Source organism: Pseudomonas sp. GM25, assembly GCF_000282255.1.
In the GTDB taxonomy this organism is placed as follows: Bacteria; Pseudomonadota; Gammaproteobacteria; order Pseudomonadales; family Pseudomonadaceae; genus Aquipseudomonas; species Aquipseudomonas aphyarum.
Genome location: NZ_AKJQ01000055.1, coordinates 21348 through 36678 on the forward strand (window position 1 = coordinate 21348; position 15331 = coordinate 36678).

13 protein-coding genes are annotated in these 15331 nt (G+C 62.1%); 8 read left to right on the forward strand and 5 right to left on the reverse strand.

The window, feature by feature from the left end; translation table 11 throughout:
* The first annotated feature begins 3 nt into the window (after window positions 1-3).
* The gene (locus PMI24_RS21870; protein ID WP_007957771.1) at window positions 4-444 is read left to right on the forward strand and encodes a hypothetical protein; all 441 of its coding nucleotides are present in this window, start codon (window positions 4-6) and stop codon (window positions 442-444) included.
* A gap of 10 nt (window positions 445-454) precedes the next feature.
* Here the strand turns inward: PMI24_RS21870 and PMI24_RS21875 are convergent, their stop codons facing one another.
* Both PMI24_RS21875 and PMI24_RS21880 read right to left on the reverse strand, forming a co-directional pair.
* Window positions 455-1444 carry a 2-hydroxyacid dehydrogenase gene (locus tag PMI24_RS21875; protein ID WP_007957772.1) on the reverse strand — a complete coding sequence of 330 codons (990 nt, stop codon included), beginning with the start codon at window positions 1442-1444 and terminating at the stop codon, window positions 455-457.
* 83 nt (window positions 1445-1527) lie between these two features.
* A complete protein-coding gene (locus PMI24_RS21880; RefSeq protein ID WP_007957774.1) occupies window positions 1528-4281 on the reverse strand; it encodes a response regulator in 2754 nt (917 codons plus the stop codon).
* A 216-nt stretch (window positions 4282-4497) separates the two neighbouring features.
* Between PMI24_RS21880 and PMI24_RS21885 the strand changes: the two genes are divergently transcribed.
* The 7 genes from PMI24_RS21885 (at window position 4498) to PMI24_RS21915 (ending at window position 12828) form a co-directional block, all read left to right on the forward strand.
* The gene (locus tag PMI24_RS21885; RefSeq protein ID WP_007957780.1) at window positions 4498-5220 is read left to right on the forward strand and encodes a response regulator transcription factor; all 723 of its coding nucleotides are present in this window, start codon (window positions 4498-4500) and stop codon (window positions 5218-5220) included.
* Window positions 5207-6631, forward strand: a complete 1425-nt coding sequence (locus PMI24_RS21890; protein WP_007957782.1) for a sensor histidine kinase — start codon at window positions 5207-5209, stop codon at window positions 6629-6631. Before PMI24_RS21885 ends, PMI24_RS21890 begins: the two co-directional genes overlap by 14 nt.
* Before the next feature lie 169 nt (window positions 6632-6800).
* Entirely contained in the window at window positions 6801-7703 is a 903-nt protein-coding gene (cysM, locus tag PMI24_RS21895; protein ID WP_045121847.1) for a cysteine synthase CysM, read from the forward strand.
* Window positions 7703-9088, forward strand: a complete 1386-nt coding sequence (gene rlmD, locus PMI24_RS21900; RefSeq protein ID WP_007957786.1) for a 23S rRNA (uracil(1939)-C(5))-methyltransferase RlmD — start codon at window positions 7703-7705, stop codon at window positions 9086-9088. The genes cysM and rlmD overlap by 1 nt, the downstream gene beginning before the upstream one ends.
* Before the next feature lie 88 nt (window positions 9089-9176).
* Window positions 9177-11420, forward strand: coding sequence for a GTP diphosphokinase (relA, locus tag PMI24_RS21905; RefSeq protein WP_007957789.1), 2244 nt, complete (start codon window positions 9177-9179; stop codon window positions 11418-11420).
* A gap of 5 nt (window positions 11421-11425) precedes the next feature.
* On the forward strand, window positions 11426-12259 hold the full coding sequence (mazG, locus tag PMI24_RS21910) for a nucleoside triphosphate pyrophosphohydrolase (protein ID WP_045121848.1): 834 nt from the start codon (window positions 11426-11428) through the stop codon (window positions 12257-12259).
* A 26-nt stretch (window positions 12260-12285) separates the two neighbouring features.
* Entirely contained in the window at window positions 12286-12828 is a 543-nt protein-coding gene (locus PMI24_RS21915) for a DUF2058 domain-containing protein (protein WP_007957793.1), read from the forward strand.
* 97 nt (window positions 12829-12925) lie between these two features.
* Here PMI24_RS21915 and PMI24_RS21920 read toward each other — a convergent pair whose 3' ends face one another.
* From PMI24_RS21920 to fabA, 3 genes are all read right to left on the reverse strand, one after another.
* Window positions 12926-13114: a hypothetical protein gene (locus PMI24_RS21920; RefSeq protein WP_007957795.1), complete on the reverse strand. Its 189-nt coding sequence runs from the start codon at window positions 13112-13114 to the stop codon at window positions 12926-12928.
* A 276-nt stretch (window positions 13115-13390) separates the two neighbouring features.
* A complete protein-coding gene (fabB, locus tag PMI24_RS21925) occupies window positions 13391-14611 on the reverse strand; it encodes a beta-ketoacyl-ACP synthase I (protein WP_007957797.1) in 1221 nt (406 codons plus the stop codon).
* 11 nt (window positions 14612-14622) lie between these two features.
* Window positions 14623-15138, reverse strand: a complete 516-nt coding sequence (fabA, locus tag PMI24_RS21930) for a 3-hydroxyacyl-[acyl-carrier-protein] dehydratase FabA (protein ID WP_003227150.1) — start codon at window positions 15136-15138, stop codon at window positions 14623-14625.
* Between the last annotated feature and the right edge of the window lie 193 nt (window positions 15139-15331).

The following is a 15331-nucleotide window of genomic DNA, read 5'->3' on the forward strand; positions in this document are numbered from 1 at the left end:
AACATGGCGCTGATCGAATGTTATGAATGCAAGCGGAGCATCAGCTCCGAAGCCACGGCGTGCATTCATTGCGGGGCTCCGCTGGCAGATGCACAGGCTCCTCACGCCGAAAAGGGCGCGTCGACGATTTCCTTTGGCAGCCTGCCGCGTAACAAGGCAGTGCCCGAGGCCTTCGTTCCGCCGCCGGCCCCCGAGCGGCCGAAGATCATGCCGGCCGCGGCGGGGCGACGCCGTCGTTCGCAGCCTGTCGAACCGGTGTTGAACCCGGACGGTTCGCGCCCGGTGGAAGGCTGGCTGAAGATCATGGCGTTTCTGATGCCGCTGGTGTTTGTCTGGTTCCTGCTGCGCAGCGGGCACTCCTTCAAGCAACGTTTGCTGGGGTTCGGCTGGCTGGCGCTGTTGATCCTGTGCGTGGCGATTACCCCGACGCCGCCTCCGGTCTGAGTCCGATCGCTCAGCCTTCGACCTGGTTCTGCGGCGTACCTGCCGCCCAGGTCGCGATGTTGTGCAAGGTGGTCGCGGCAATCGCGCCTAGCGCTTCGTGGGTCAGGAATGCCTGGTGCGCGGTGACGATCACATTCGGGAACGTCAGCAGCCGCGCCAGCACGTCGTCCTGTAGCGGCAGGTCGGAGCGGTCCTCAAAAAACAGCTGCGCTTCCTCTTCATACACATCCAGTCCCAGATAACCGAGTTGGCCGTCCTTCAGGGCGTCGATCAGCGCCGGCGTGTCCACCAGACCGCCGCGCCCGGTGTTGATCAGCATCGCCCCCGGTTGCATGTGCGCCAGCGAATCGCGGTTGATCAGGTGTCTGCTCTGTTCGTTGAGCGGGCAGTGCAGGCTGATGATCCGCGCTTGCGCCAGCAGGTCCGGCAGGCTCAGGTAGCGCGCGCCCAACGCTTCGACGGCAGGGTTCGGATAAGGGTCGTAAGCCAGCAGTTCACAGCCGAAACCGTGCATGATTTTGGCGAAGGTCGCGCCGATCTGTCCGGTGCCGACGATGCCGACGGTTTTGCCCACCAGATCGAAACCGGTAAGCCCGTGCAGGCTGAAATCGCCTTCGCGGGTGCGGTTGTAGGCGCGATGCAAGCGCCGGTTGAGGGCGAGGATCAACGCCACCGCATGCTCGGCCACCGCATGGGGCGAGTAGGCCGGTACGCGCACAACGGCCAGTCCCAGGCGTTTGGCGACGGCCAGGTCTACATGGTTGTAGCCGGCCGAACGCAAGGCGATCAGGCGTGTGCCGCCGGCAGCCAGACGTTCGAGCACCGGGGCGCTCAGGTCATCGTTGATGAACGCGCAGACTACTTCGTGATGTTCGGCCAGCGCTGCGGTATCGAGACTGAGCCGGGCTGGCTGAAAGTGCAGTTCGATCCCGGCCGGGCAGTCGGCGGCGAGGAAACTGTCGCGGTCGTAGGTCTGGCTGCTGAAAACGATCGTGCGCATGAAATCCTCCTGGAGCATCGACGCGGGCGCAAATCACCCGCGACAACTTTAGCTGCGTCGGCGTTGACCGGCATTGCCGTGGATCAGGCGCTGATCTTGGCCTGGGCCGCCAGACGATTGATCGCCCGCTCCAGCTCGTCCAGCGCGGTCGAGGCCTTGGGATCCTGCTGCTTGAGCAGGGTTTCGCTACGCTGGCAGGCGGCGCGCAATTGCGGCACACCGCAATAGCGAGTTGCACCATGCAGACGATGCACCCGTTCGAGCAGGCTGTTCTGATCCTGATTGTCGCGGGCCGTGCGGATGGCTTCGCGGTCGGCCTCGAGCGAGGCCAGCAGCATCGCCAACATGTCCGCCGCCAGATCCGCTTTGCCGGCAGCCAGGCGCAGACCTTCCTCGTGATCGAGTATCGGCAGTTCCTGATTGCCCAGCAGGCTTTCGCCGCCACGGTCCGGCGCCTGATTGCGCAACGCAAGGCCCGTCCACTTCAGCACCACCTGCGCCAGTTGCCGCTCGCTGATCGGCTTGGTCAGGTAGTCGTCCATGCCGCTTTGCAGCAGCGCGCGTTTTTCATTGGCCATGGCGTGGGCGGTGAGGGCGACGATCGGCAGCGGCGTGCAGTGCCGCTCGCTTTCCCACTGGCGAATGGTTTCGGTGCTCTGGCGTCCGTCCATGCCGGGCATCTGCACGTCCATCAGTACCAGATCGAAGGTTTCGTTCTGCACCGCCTTGACCGCCGCGTAACCGCTTTCCACGGCCAGCACCTTGGCGCCCATGTCTTCGAGCAGCGTCTGCACCAGCAACAGGTTGGCCGGGTTGTCGTCGACACACAGCACTTTCGGCGCGCGGCTCGACAACGGTTCGCCCGGTTCGCTGCGCGGCTGGCGCGGGTTGACCATGTCCGACAAGGCCCGGCGCAGTTTGCGGGTGCAGGCCGGTTTCGATTGCAGCTGGCTGTGAGGGTTGGGCACCGACAGGTGATACAGCGTCAGCTCGGTGGTCGGGCACAACACCAGCACCCGGCAACCGAGGTGCTCAAGGTCCCAGATGTGCTGGTTGAGGCGTTCCGGCGGCATGTCGTTGCTGGTGATACCGAGCACGGCCAGATCGATGGCCTGTTCGGTCTGATGGGCGCCGGTAACGCCATTGGTCAGGCTTTCCAGGGTATTGAACGGCGTGACGTCGAGGCCGCAGTCTTCCAGTTGATGCTGCAGGGCCTGACGCGCCAGTTCGTGGTTTTCCAGCACCGCCACCCGGCGCCCGAGCAATGGCGCGGAAGGCAGGTCTTCGGCGTCGTCGCGGGTCTTGGGCAGGTTCAGGCTGATCCAGAATTCCGAGCCTTCGCCCGGTGTGCTGTCGACGCCGATTTCGCCGCCCATCTGTTCGATCAGGCGCTTGGAAATCACCAGCCCCAGACCGGTACCGCCGGGTTGGCGCGACAGCGAATTGTCGGCCTGACTGAAGGCTTGGAACAATGCGCGCACGTCCTGGTTCGACAAACCGATGCCGGTGTCCTGAATGCTGATGCGCAACTGCACGCTGTCGTCGTTTTCTTCTTCGAGCATGGCGCGGGCGACGATGGTGCCTTCGCGGGTGAACTTGATCGCGTTGCTCACCAGATTCGTCAGGATCTGCTTGAGGCGCAGCGGATCACCGACCAGCGACAACGGCGTGTCGCGGTACACCAGACTCACCAGTTCCAGCTGCTTGGCGTGGGCAGCGGGGGCGAGGATGGTCAGGGTGTCCTGCAACAGGTCGCGCAGGTTGAACGGGATATGGTCGAGCACCAGTTTGCCGGCCTCGATCTTCGAGAAATCGAGGATCTCGTTGATGATCCCCAGCAGGCTGTCGGCGGACTTTTCGATGGTGCCCAGATAGTCGAGCTGGCGCGGGGTCAGCTCGCTTTTCTGCAACAGGTGGGTGAAGCCGAGAATGCCGTTGAGAGGCGTGCGAATCTCGTGGCTCATGTTGGCGAGGAATTCGGATTTGATCCGGCTCGCTTCCAGCGCTTCCTTGCGGGCCAGGTCCAGCTCGATGTTCTGGATCTCGATGGTTTCCAGGTTCTGACGCACGTCTTCTGTGGCCTGATCGACGCTGTGCTGCAATTCTTCGCGGGCGTTTTGCAGTGTGCCGGCCATGCGGTTGATGCCGGACGCCAGTTCATCCAGTTCCTGACTGCCCAACGGCGGCAGGCGGGTTTCCAGGTGGCCGTCCTTGAGCTGCGCGACGGCCTGTTTGATCTGGCTCAGCGGGCGGTTGATCGTGCGGCCCATGCGCAAGGCCAGCAACGCGGCGCCGGCCAGTCCCGCGCCGATCAGCAGCAGGCTGGCGAACAGGCTTCGATAGCCGCGCAACAACATGCCGTTGTGCGACAGCTCCAGTTCGACCCAGCCGAGCAGGCGGTCGGACTCTTGCGGGATCAGCTCGCCGGCGAGGTTGCGGTGTTTGCCGAACACCGGCAGCAGATAGCGCGTGGCGTCGTTGCCGCTGCGTCGCAGCAAGTGCGCGCTGTCGCCGCTCGGTGCCTGATTGAGCATGGTCGGGCCGGCGTGGGCGAGGGGAGTGCGGTCGGGCGCGAGGAAGGTGACGGCGCGCACGTCCGGTTGTTCGAGGGACTGGGTGGCGATGCGCTCAAGCAGTTCGGCATCGCCGTGGCCCATGGCCGGTGCCACCAGCGGAGCCAGTTGCTCGGCGATCATTTCGCCGCGCTGCATCAGTTGGGTTTGCAGGTCGGACTGCTGCGTCCAGGTGAAATACCCGCCCAGCACCAGTGCCATCAGGCTGGTCGGCAACAGGGTCAGCAACAATACGCGACCTTTGATTCCCAGTTTCTTGAGCACGCCTTTCTCCTGCATCCCGCTGATCGTTGACTCACACGTGCGTCCGGCACGCGGTATCGGCGCAGTGTAGCGATTTGCTTGCGGGCAATCTTGGGAAAAATGATGTCGTCGTCCTTCGCTTGGGGAGCGGTCATCTGTCCGACAGGTCAAGCTTGGGTTGCCGGGCGCCGGGCAATCTTGAATAATCGCCCAACTGAGAATTATTTGCAGATAGTCATGACTCCTGTCTCTATTGGCCAGCCCCGCATTCTTTCCATCGAAGACGATCCCGTCCTCGGTGCCTATGTCCATGAACAACTGGGCCGCAGCGGCTTCCAGGTCACCTGGTGCCAGAACGGCAGCGAAGGCCTGAGCATTGCCCGGCGCCAGCCGTTCGACGTGGTGTTGATGGACATTCTGTTGCCGGGGCTCGACGGTCTGAACGTCCTGACCCAACTGCGTCAGAGCCATTCCACGCCGGTGTTGCTGATGTCAGCCCTCGGTGCCGAACCTGACCGTATCAGCGGGTTTCGCCTCGGCGCCGACGACTATCTGCCCAAACCCTTCAGCATGGCCGAGCTGCATGTGCGGATCGAAGCGATCCTGCGCCGGGTCGCCCTCGACCGTCGTCCAGCTGCAGTCACCCCGGTAGTGCCGGTCGGCGGGCTGCGTTTCGACGATGAGCAGTGCGACGTGTTTTACCTCGACCAACCCGCCGGCCTGACCCGCAGCGAATACCGCCTGCTGGAAACCCTCAATCGCAACGACGAGGAAGTGCTGAGCAAGGCTTTCCTTTATCAGCACGTTCTTCAGCGCGGTTATGCGGCCCACGACCGCAGCCTCGACATGCACATCAGCCAGATCCGCCGCAAACTCAAGTCGGTCGGCTACACCGAGCGGGAAGTGCGCACGGTGTGGGGCAAGGGTTACGTCCTGAGTGCCGTCGATGAAAGTGTCTGACCTGCCGGGCCGGCACTCGCTGTTCTGGAAACTCGCCTGCCTGCTGGTGGCGTTCTGTCTGCTGATGATTTGGCTGAGCTGGTCGTGGGGCCGGTACATGGAACAGCGCAATCAGTTCCTCTCCGATGACGCCCGTCGCACCCTGAGCCGTTATGCCGCCGAGGCCGAGCGCGCCTGGCAGCAGGGCGAGCGTGACGGCATCGATAGCTGGTTGCAAAGCATGGAATTGCGCGAAGCCGGTTGGGTCGGCGTGATCGGCGGCAATCTGCAGTCACTGGGCAGCCAGCCGTTGAACGCTCAAGAGCTTCAGCACCTGACTTTCCTGCGAGGCCTTGACTGGCCGATTCACAAAAAGGGCCGGCCGTGGCTGCGGGTCCCGTTCCCCACTGACCCGACTGCCGGCAGTCTGGTCATCGAGTTGCCCGAGCGATTCCTGCCAGGCAAATACCGGGTGTTCTGGCGTGTCATCACCAACGGTGTGATTCCCGGCCTGTTCACCTTGCTGCTGTGCATCGGCCTGTATCGCCTGCTGGTGGTGCCGCTGAACAATCTGCGCGAACAAGCCAACGCCTGGCGCGCCGATCAATTGAATGTGCGGTTGTCGAGCGGCATCACCCAGCGCCCCGATGAACTCGGCGAACTGGCCCGTGCCTTCGACTCGATGTCCGAACGCCTGCAATCCACCGTGGCCCTGCAACAGCAACTGCTGCGCGACCTGTCCCACGAACTGCGCACGCCTCTGAGCCGGTTGCGGGTCGCCAGCGAAAGCGAGCAGCAACTGCAACCGTTGCGCGAGCGCATCGGTCGCGAAGTCGACGTGATGCAGCGATTGGTGGAAGACACCCTGCAACTGGCCTGGCTCGACACCGAACGCGCACCGTTGCCGGACGAAGCGATCCAGATCCAGGCGCTGTGGGAAATGCTCACCGAAAACGCCTGCTACGAAAGCTGTTGTCCGGTCGGGCAGTTGCAGTGCGGGGTGGAAGCTTCCTGCTGGGTACGCGGCAATCTCAACACCTTGGCCCAGGCGCTGGAAAACATTCTGCGCAACGCCATTCGCCATTCGCCACCGGGCGGCATCGTGCGGCTCGACGGTCGGCGAGATGGCGATTACTGGCACCTGTGGCTGGAGGACGAGGGCGGCGGCGTGGCCGAAGCGGATCTGGAACGGATCTTCTCGCCCTTCATCCGCCTTGACGGCTCGCGGCCGGGGGACGGTGGATTTGGTCTGGGCCTGAGCATCGCGAGAAACGCGGTGCAACGCCAGGGCGGAACCCTGTGGGCCGAGAACGGCCCGTCGGGATTGCGCTTGAATCTGCGGTTGGTGGCGGATGACAGTGCTGTCAGCCCTGAAGTCTTCGCTGGCAAGCCAGCTCTCACAGTGGACATGAGTCGCCCGCAGATTGTTTGAGCTGCACAAGAAAGTGTCAGCGCTGCTGACACTATTTAAAAGTCGCACCACTGGCGCGACTTTTATTGCTTATTCCAAGAAACCATAAGCACCACACTTTGCGTGATATGGCCTGCGCAGGTTTGCCGGTATGATAGGCGCCCCCGCTGTCCGGATTGCGAAAAACGCCATGACCTTGCAGTACCCAACCATCGCCGATTGCGTCGGCAACACGCCGCTGGTGCGTTTGCAGCGCCTGCCCGGTGTCACCAGCAACACCCTTTTGCTCAAGCTCGAAGGGAACAACCCGGCGGGTTCGGTCAAGGATCGTCCGGCGCTGTCGATGATCACCCGTGCCGAGTTGCGCGGGCAGATCCACGAAGGCGATACGCTGATCGAAGCGACCTCGGGCAACACCGGGATCGCCCTGGCGATGGCCGCCGCGATCAAGGGTTACAAGATGATCCTGATCATGCCGGACAACTCCAGCGCGGAGCGTAAAGCGGCGATGACCGCTTACGGCGCGGAGCTGATTCTGGTCAGCCAGGAAGAGGGCATGGAAGGCGCTCGTGATCTGGCCCAGCGGATGGAAGCCGAAGGCCGTGGCAAGGTGCTGGATCAGTTCGCCAACGGCGACAATCCTGAAGCGCACTACACCACCACCGGCCCGGAAATCTGGCGGCAGACCCAGGGCTCCATCACCCATTTTGTCAGCTCCATGGGCACCACCGGCACCATCATGGGCGTGTCGCGCTACCTCAAGGAGCAGAACGACAACGTACAGATCGTCGGCCTGCAACCGATGGAAGGCTCGGCCATTCCCGGCATCCGCCGCTGGCCGCAGGAATACCTGCCGAAGATCTATCAGGCCGAGCGCGTCGACCGCATCGTCGACATGGCGCAAAGCGAAGCCGAAGACGTCACCCGGCGTCTGGCCCGCGAAGAAGGTATCTTCTGCGGCGTGTCCTCGGGCGGTGCGGTGGCAGCGATGCTGCGCCTGTCCAAAGAAGTTGAAAACGCGGTGATCGTCGCGATCATCTGCGACCGTGGCGACCGTTACCTGTCGACCGGCATTTTCGACGCGCCCAACTGATGGCCAAGCACGAGAGAGGCCTGCGCTTCCAGCCCACCGGCGGCAGCAAGGCCCCGCAAATCCCGACCGGCAAAAAGCAGCGCCTGAGCATCGAGCGCCTGGCCAATGACGGTCGCGGCATCGCGTTTTTTGAAGGCAAAACCTGGTTCGTCCTCGGCGCCCTCGCCGGTGAAGAGGTCGAAGCGCGGGTGCTCGGCGCCCACGGCAAAGTGGTCGAGGCGCGCACCGAGCGCGTATTCACCGCCAGTGAATTGCGTCGTCCCGCACCTTGTCAGCACGCCGGCCGTTGCGGCGGTTGCAGCGTTCAGCATCTGCCCCACAACGAACAGCTTGCCCTGAAACAGCGCATGCTCGCCGAGCAGTTGTCGCGAGTCGCCGGTGCCGAGCCCGAGGAGTGGGCGGCGCCGTTGACCGGTCCCGAATTCGGCTACCGTCGCCGCGCCCGGATCGCCGTGCGCTGGGACAGCAAGGCCAAAAAGCTTGAGGTCGGTTTCCGTGCCGCCGGCAGCCAGGACATCGTCGCGATCAGCGAATGCCCGGTGCTGGTACAGCCCTTGCAGCCGATCATGACCCGCTTGCCGGAGATGCTTCGTCGCCTGAGCAAACCTCAGGCGCTGGGGCATGTCGAATTGTTCAGTGGCTCGTCAATCGCCGTTCTGCTGCGTCACATGGCGCCGCTGTCCGAAGCTGATCTGACGATCCTCAAGGATTTCTGCGCGTTCCATGAAGCGCAACTCTGGCTGCATGGCGAAGGCGAACCGCAGCCGGTGGATGATGCCCAGTCGCTCGGTTACCGCCTGGAACAATGGGATCTGCAACTGGCCTACCGGCCGGGGGATTTCATCCAGGTCAATGCCGGGGTCAACGAGGCCATGGTCGCCCAGGCGCTGGACTGGTTGAAACCGACGAGCGAAGAGCGTGTGCTCGACCTGTTTTGCGGTCTGGGCAACTTCGCTTTACCGCTGGCGAAAGCCGCGCGTGAAGTGGTGGCGGTCGAAGGCGTGCAGACCATGGTCGATCGCGCGGCCGCGAATGCCGCTAGCAACAATTTGCATAACACAAAGTTTTTTCAGGCCGATTTATCCCAGCCTTTGACCGATGCCCAGTGGATCGGAAACGGCTTTTCTGCGGTACTCTTGGATCCACCGCGTGACGGTGCTTTCGAGGTGGTGCGCAAGCTGGCGACCCTGGGCGCCGAACGGTTGGTGTATGTGTCGTGCAACCCTGCAACTCTGGCGCGCGATACGGTCGAATTGATCAAGCAGGGCTACCGGTTAAAACGTGCCGGGATTCTCGATATGTTTCCTCAGACGGCACATGTCGAGGCCATGGCGTTATTTGAAGCGAGCCAGGATGGCTCGTCTGATCCGACTGGTCGTCCGTAGCGCTCGCATTGGCCCCGCGAGCGCGAACGGGCATTGAAGGTCAGTGATTTGACGCATTGAATCTGCGTCGTAGGGAAGGTAAAGCAAGATGGTACAGGTGAGAGCACACCAGCCGATCAACACTGACGGCAGTATCAATCTCGAGGCTTGGCTCGATCATGCGGTCAGTGTCGATCTGGCACTGGATCGCGAAGCCTTGAAAGAGGCCTGCGAGTACGCTCGCCAGGCCGAGCAACAATCCAATGCGGCGAAGAATCTCTGGTCCGAAGGCAGCGGCAGTTTCAGCACGGGCCTTGAGATCGCCGAGATCCTCGCCGACCTCAAGCTCGATCAGGATTCGCTGGTGGCTGCGGTTCTCTATCGCGGCGTGCGCGAAGGCCAGATCGAACTCGCGGCAGTCAGCCAGCGCTTCGGCCCGGTGGTCGCCAAGCTGATCGACGGCGTGTTGCGCATGGCGGCGATCAGTGCCAGCCTCAGCCCTCGCCAGTCGATGGTCCTCGGCACCCAGGGCCAGGTGGAAAACCTGCGCAAGATGCTGGTGGCGATGGTCGATGACGTGCGTGTCGCGCTGATCAAGCTCGCCGAACGTACCTGCGCGATCCGCGCGGTGAAAACCGCCGACGACGAAAAACGTAACCGGGTCGCCCGGGAAGTGTTCGACATCTATGCGCCGCTCGCGCATCGACTCGGCATCGGTCATATCAAATGGGAACTGGAGGACTTGTCCTTCCGTTACCTGGAACCCGATCAATACAAACAGATCGCCAAGCTGCTGCATGAGCGGCGGCTGGATCGCGAGCGTTTCATCGCCGACGTGATGACCCAGCTCAAGGACGAATTGCAGGCCACCGGCGTCGAAGCCGACATCAGCGGCCGGGCCAAACACATCTATTCGATCTGGCGCAAAATGCAGCGCAAGGGTCTGGAATTCAGCCAGATCTATGACGTGCGTGCGGTGCGCGTGCTGGTGCCGGAAATGCGCGACTGCTACACCGCGCTCGGCATCGTCCACACCCTGTGGCGGCACATCCCGAAAGAGTTCGACGACTATATCGCCAACCCGAAAGAGAACGGCTACCGCTCGCTGCACACGGCGGTGATCGGTCCGGAAGGCAAGGTGCTGGAAGTCCAGATCCGTACCCATTCGATGCACGAAGAGGCCGAGCTCGGCGTCTGCGCGCACTGGCGCTACAAGGGCACCGACGTAAAGTCCGGCTCGAACCACTACGAAGAGAAAATCTCCTGGCTGCGTCAGGTGCTCGAGTGGCACGAAGAGCTGGGCGACATCGGTGGTCTCGCCGAACAGCTGCGAGTCGATATCGAGCCGGACCGGGTCTACATCTTCACCCCGGACGGTCACGCCATCGACTTGCCGAAGGGCGCGACGCCACTGGACTTCGCCTACCGCGTGCACACCGAAATCGGTCACAACTGCCGTGGCGCGAAGATCAACGGGCGCATCGTTCCGCTCAACTACAGCCTGCAGACCGGCGAGCAGGTCGAAATCATCACCAGCAAGCACGGCACCCCGAGCCGCGACTGGCTGAACCCGAACCTGGGCTACGTCACCACGTCCCGGGCGCGGGCGAAGATCGTGCACTGGTTCAAGTTGCAGGCGCGCGATCAGAACGTCGCGGCGGGCAAGACCCTGCTCGAGCGCGAACTCAATCGCCTCGGTCTGCCGGCGGTGGATTTCGACAAGCTGGCCGACAAGGCCAACATGAAAACCGCCGAAGACATGTTCGCCGCCCTCGGGGCTGGCGACCTGCGTCTGGCGCAACTGGTGAATCTGGCGCAACAACTGGTTGAGCCGGAACGCGGCAACGAACAGCTGGAACTGATTCCGCGCAAGGCCACCGGCTACAAACCGGGCAAGCGCGGCGACATTCAGATCCAGGGCGTCGGCAACCTGATGACCCAGATGGCCGGCTGCTGCCAGCCGTTGCCGGGCGACGCGATCGTCGGCTACATCACCCAGGGCCGTGGCGTGAGCATTCACCGTCAGGACTGCGCCTCGGTGCTGCAACTGGCCGGGCGCGAGCCGGAGCGGATCATCCAGGTCAGCTGGGGCCCGGTGCCGGTGCTCACCTATCCGGTGGACATCGTCATCCGCGCCTACGATCGTTCCGGTCTGCTGCGTGACGTTTCGCAGGTGCTGCTCAACGAGCGGATCAACGTGCTGGCGGTCAACACCCGCTCGAACAAGGAGGACAACACCGCGCTGATGTCCCTGACCATCGAGATCCCGGGTCTGGACGCGCTGGGGCGGTTGCTGGGGCGGATTTCCCAGTTGCCGAACATCATCGAAACGCGGCGTAACCGGACTCCATGAAACCGATCTACAGCCTTGAAGACCTGCTGCACCTGATGAACCGTCTGCGCGACCCGCAGTACGGTTGCCCGTGGGACATCAAGCAGACTTACGCGACCATCGTCCCGCACACCCTTGAAGAGGCCTACGAAGTCGCCGACGCCATCGAGCGCGGCGACTTCGACCACTTGCAGGGCGAGTTGGGCGATCTGCTGTTTCAGGTGGTGTATTACAGCCAGCTGGCGCGGGAAGAGGGGCGGTTCGAATTCGCCGGCGTGGTCGACAGCATCACCCGCAAGCTGATTCGTCGTCATCCGCACGTGTTCCCCACCGGCGATCTGTATGCGCCGCTGGACGTGCCGCGTCTGAACGAAGAGCAGGTCAAGCAGCGCTGGGAGGAGATCAAGGCCGAAGAGCGCGCCGAGAAATCCGCCGAGCCGCAGCAACTGTCACTGCTCGACGATGTGCCGGCTGCATTGCCGGCCCTGTCCCGCTCGGCCAAGTTGCAGAAGCGCGCCGGGCAGGTCGGTTTCGACTGGCCGGATGCCTTGCCGGTGCTGGACAAGGTCCGTGAAGAGCTCGATGAAGTGCTCGAAGCCATGTCCGAAAATGACCCGCAAGCGGTGGCCGACGAGATCGGCGATCTGCTGTTTTCCGTGGTCAATCTGGCCCGTCATCTGAAGGTCGATCCGGAAACCGCGTTGCGTGGCGCCAACGGCAAGTTCGAACGACGTTTCCGTTTTATCGAACAGGCATTGCGCGACACCCACCGACCCATAGAAGATTGCACCCTCGAAGAGTTGGACGCCCTGTGGGGCGAAGCCAAACGTCAGGAAAAGAATTTGCCCAGCTGCGGCTGAGCCGTTGCCTAAGTGAGTAAGCATCAATGAGCCTTTCCCTTCGCGACCAGTTGCTCAAAGCAGGGCTGGTCAACCAAAAGCAGGCCAAGCAGGTCAGCAAAGACAAACAGAAACAACAGCGCCTGGCCCACAAGGGCCAGATCGAACTGGACGACTCCCAGCAGCGTGCTGCCCAGGAAGCCCAGGCCGAGAAGGTCAAACGCGACCAGGAACTGAACCGTCAGCAGCAGGAGAAGGCCGAGGCCAAGGCCCGCGCCGCCCAGGTCAAGCAGTTGATCGAAGTCTCGCGTCTGCCGAAGCTGACGACTGAGGACTACTACAACTTCGTCGACGACAAGAAGGTCAAGCGCATCTCCGTCAACACGCTGATGCGCAACAAGCTCAGCAGCGGTTCGCTGGCGATCGTGCATCACGCTGGCGGCTACGAAGTGATTCCTCGTGAGGCGGCCCTGAAGATTCAGGAGCGCGATCCACAGCGCATCGTGCAGCTCAACGAGAAGGTCGAAGAGGTCAATGCCGAGGACGATCCGTACGCGGCCTATGTGATCCCTGATGATCTGATGTGGTAATCGGGTTTCGCCGGGCTGCGAAGCGGCCATGAAGCACCCAGCAACGACAAACCCCGCTCATGGCGGGGTTTGTCGTTTTCAATGCTGTGGTATTGATTCAGGCGGATTTCAGATCCCGCTGGCGTTCTTGCAGTTCCAGTTCGGCCTTGTAGTTGTGGGCGTCGATCTCGTTGTGGAACATGCCGACCAGCAAGTCTTGTTGATGCACATCCCAGATCCGTACGCCGGCGGCTACGCCTTCATGGGACATGTGTGAATCGTCGCGTTCAGTTACTTTTACAGTCATCTGCTAGCTCCAATCTCTGTTATCTGCAGCAAGGCGTGTGCAGGCCTCTGTTATAGATTTTGTTAGCCTGCTAAGTAAATGCCCGATTTGTGCAATGTATTCTTGCGAAATCTGCAACAGCGCTGGAGCCCGCTGAATCCGCGACATTCAGTCGCAGGGCGGTAAGTTGCATGACAAACGTTTCATCTTTGCGCCGCTGAAAATGCTTTTCTCCAGGCGAAAAAAAACGCCCCGAACCAGTCGGGGCGTTTTCATGTGCGGCTCAGCGGAAGGGAATTACTTGCCTTCCCAGCGCTTCAGCACGAGGGTGGCGTTGGTACCACCGAAGCCGAAGCTGTTGCTCATCACGGTGTTGATGGTGGCGTTCTCGCGGGTCTTGGTCAGCACCGGCAGATCGGCCACTTCAGGGTCCAGTTCGTCGATGTTGGCGGAACCGGCGATGAAGTTGCCTTCCATCATCAGCATGCAGTAGATCGCTTCGTGAACGCCGGCGGCGCCCAGGGAGTGACCCGACAGGCTCTTGGTGGAGCTGATGGCCGGTGCCTTGTCGCCGAACACTTCACGCACACCTTTCATTTCCGCAACGTCGCCGACCGGAGTCGAAGTGCCGTGGGTGTTCAGGTAATCGATCGGGGTGTCGACGGTGGACAGCGCCTGCTGCATGCAGCGGATTGCGCCTTCGCCACTTGGAGCCACCATGTCGTAGCCGTCGGAGGTCGCGCCGTAGCCAACGATTTCCGCGTAGATCTTCGCGCCACGGGCCAGAGCGTGTTCCAGCTCCTCGACCACGACCATGCCGCCACCGCCGGCGATGACGAAACCGTCACGGTCAGCGTCGTAGGCGCGGGAGGCTTGCTCAGGGGTGTCGTTGCGCTTGCTGGACAGGGCGCCCATCGCGTCGAACAGGAACGACTGGCTCCAGTGCTCCTCTTCACCGCCACCGGCGAACACGATGTCCTGCTTGCCCATCTGGATCTGTTCCATGGCGGTACCGATGCAGTGAGCACTGGTGGCGCAGGCAGAAGCGATGGAGTAGTTCAGGCCCTTGATCTTGAACGGGGTGGCCAGGCAAGCCGAAACGGTGCTGCTCATGGTCCGCGTTACACGGTATGGGCCGACGCGCTTGACGCCTTTCTCGCGCAGGATGTCCAGCGCTTCCATCTGGTTCAGGGTCGACGCGCCGCCGGAACCTGCGATCAGGCCGGTACGCGGGTTGGATACCTGCTCTTCGGTCAGACCGGAGTCAGCGATGGCGTCCTTCATGGCCAGGTAGGCGTAAGCCGCTGCGTGGCCGACGAAGCGATAGATCTTGCGATCGATCAGCTCTTCAAGGTTGAGGTCGATGGAGCCGGAAACCTGGCTACGCAGACCCATTTCGGCATATTCCGGGTTGAACCGGATGCCAGGGCGGCTTGCACGCAGGTTAGCGGAGACGGTCTCTTTGTCATTGCCCAGGCACGAAACGATGCCCAGACCAGTGATAACGACGCGGCGCATGCGAATAACCCTTAGAAGTTGTCAGTGGAGGTGAACACGCCGACGCGAAGGCCTTCGGCGGTGTAGATTTCGCGACCGTCGACAGTCACCGAACCGTCGGCAATGGCCAGGTTCAGCTTGCCCTTGAGGACGCGCTTGATATGAATGTTGTAGGTGACTTTCTTGGCGGTCGGCAGGACCTGGCCGAAGAATTTCACTTCGCCCGAACCCAGCGCACGGCCACGGCCCGGCAGGCCTTGCCAGCCCAGGAAGAAACCGACCAGTTGCCACATGGCGTCCAGACCCAGGCAGCCCGGCATCACCGGATCACCCTCGAAGTGGCAAGCGAAGAACCACAGGTCAGGGTTGATATCCAGCTCGGCGACCAATTCACCTTTGCCGTACTTGCCGCCTTCTTCGCTGATCAGGGTGATGCGATCCACCATCAGCATGTTCGGGGCGGGCAGTTGCGCGTTACCTGGGCCGAACAGCTCACCGCGACTGCAGCGCAGCAGGTCTTCCCGAGTAAAGGCGTTTTGTTTGGTCATGCGAGCTCCTCAATAATCCCATGCGGCAGGTGGGGCAAATCTTCCCGGCCGATCGACGCGTTCATGCCTCGTACCGGCAGCCTACTCATAGACTATTGCGTTGTGGTGAAAGTCACAGCACCAAGGACATGAATGTACACTTGTGCACTGAAATTTTTATTCAAGCCCCTTTTGAGGCCCGTTCGGGTGCCTA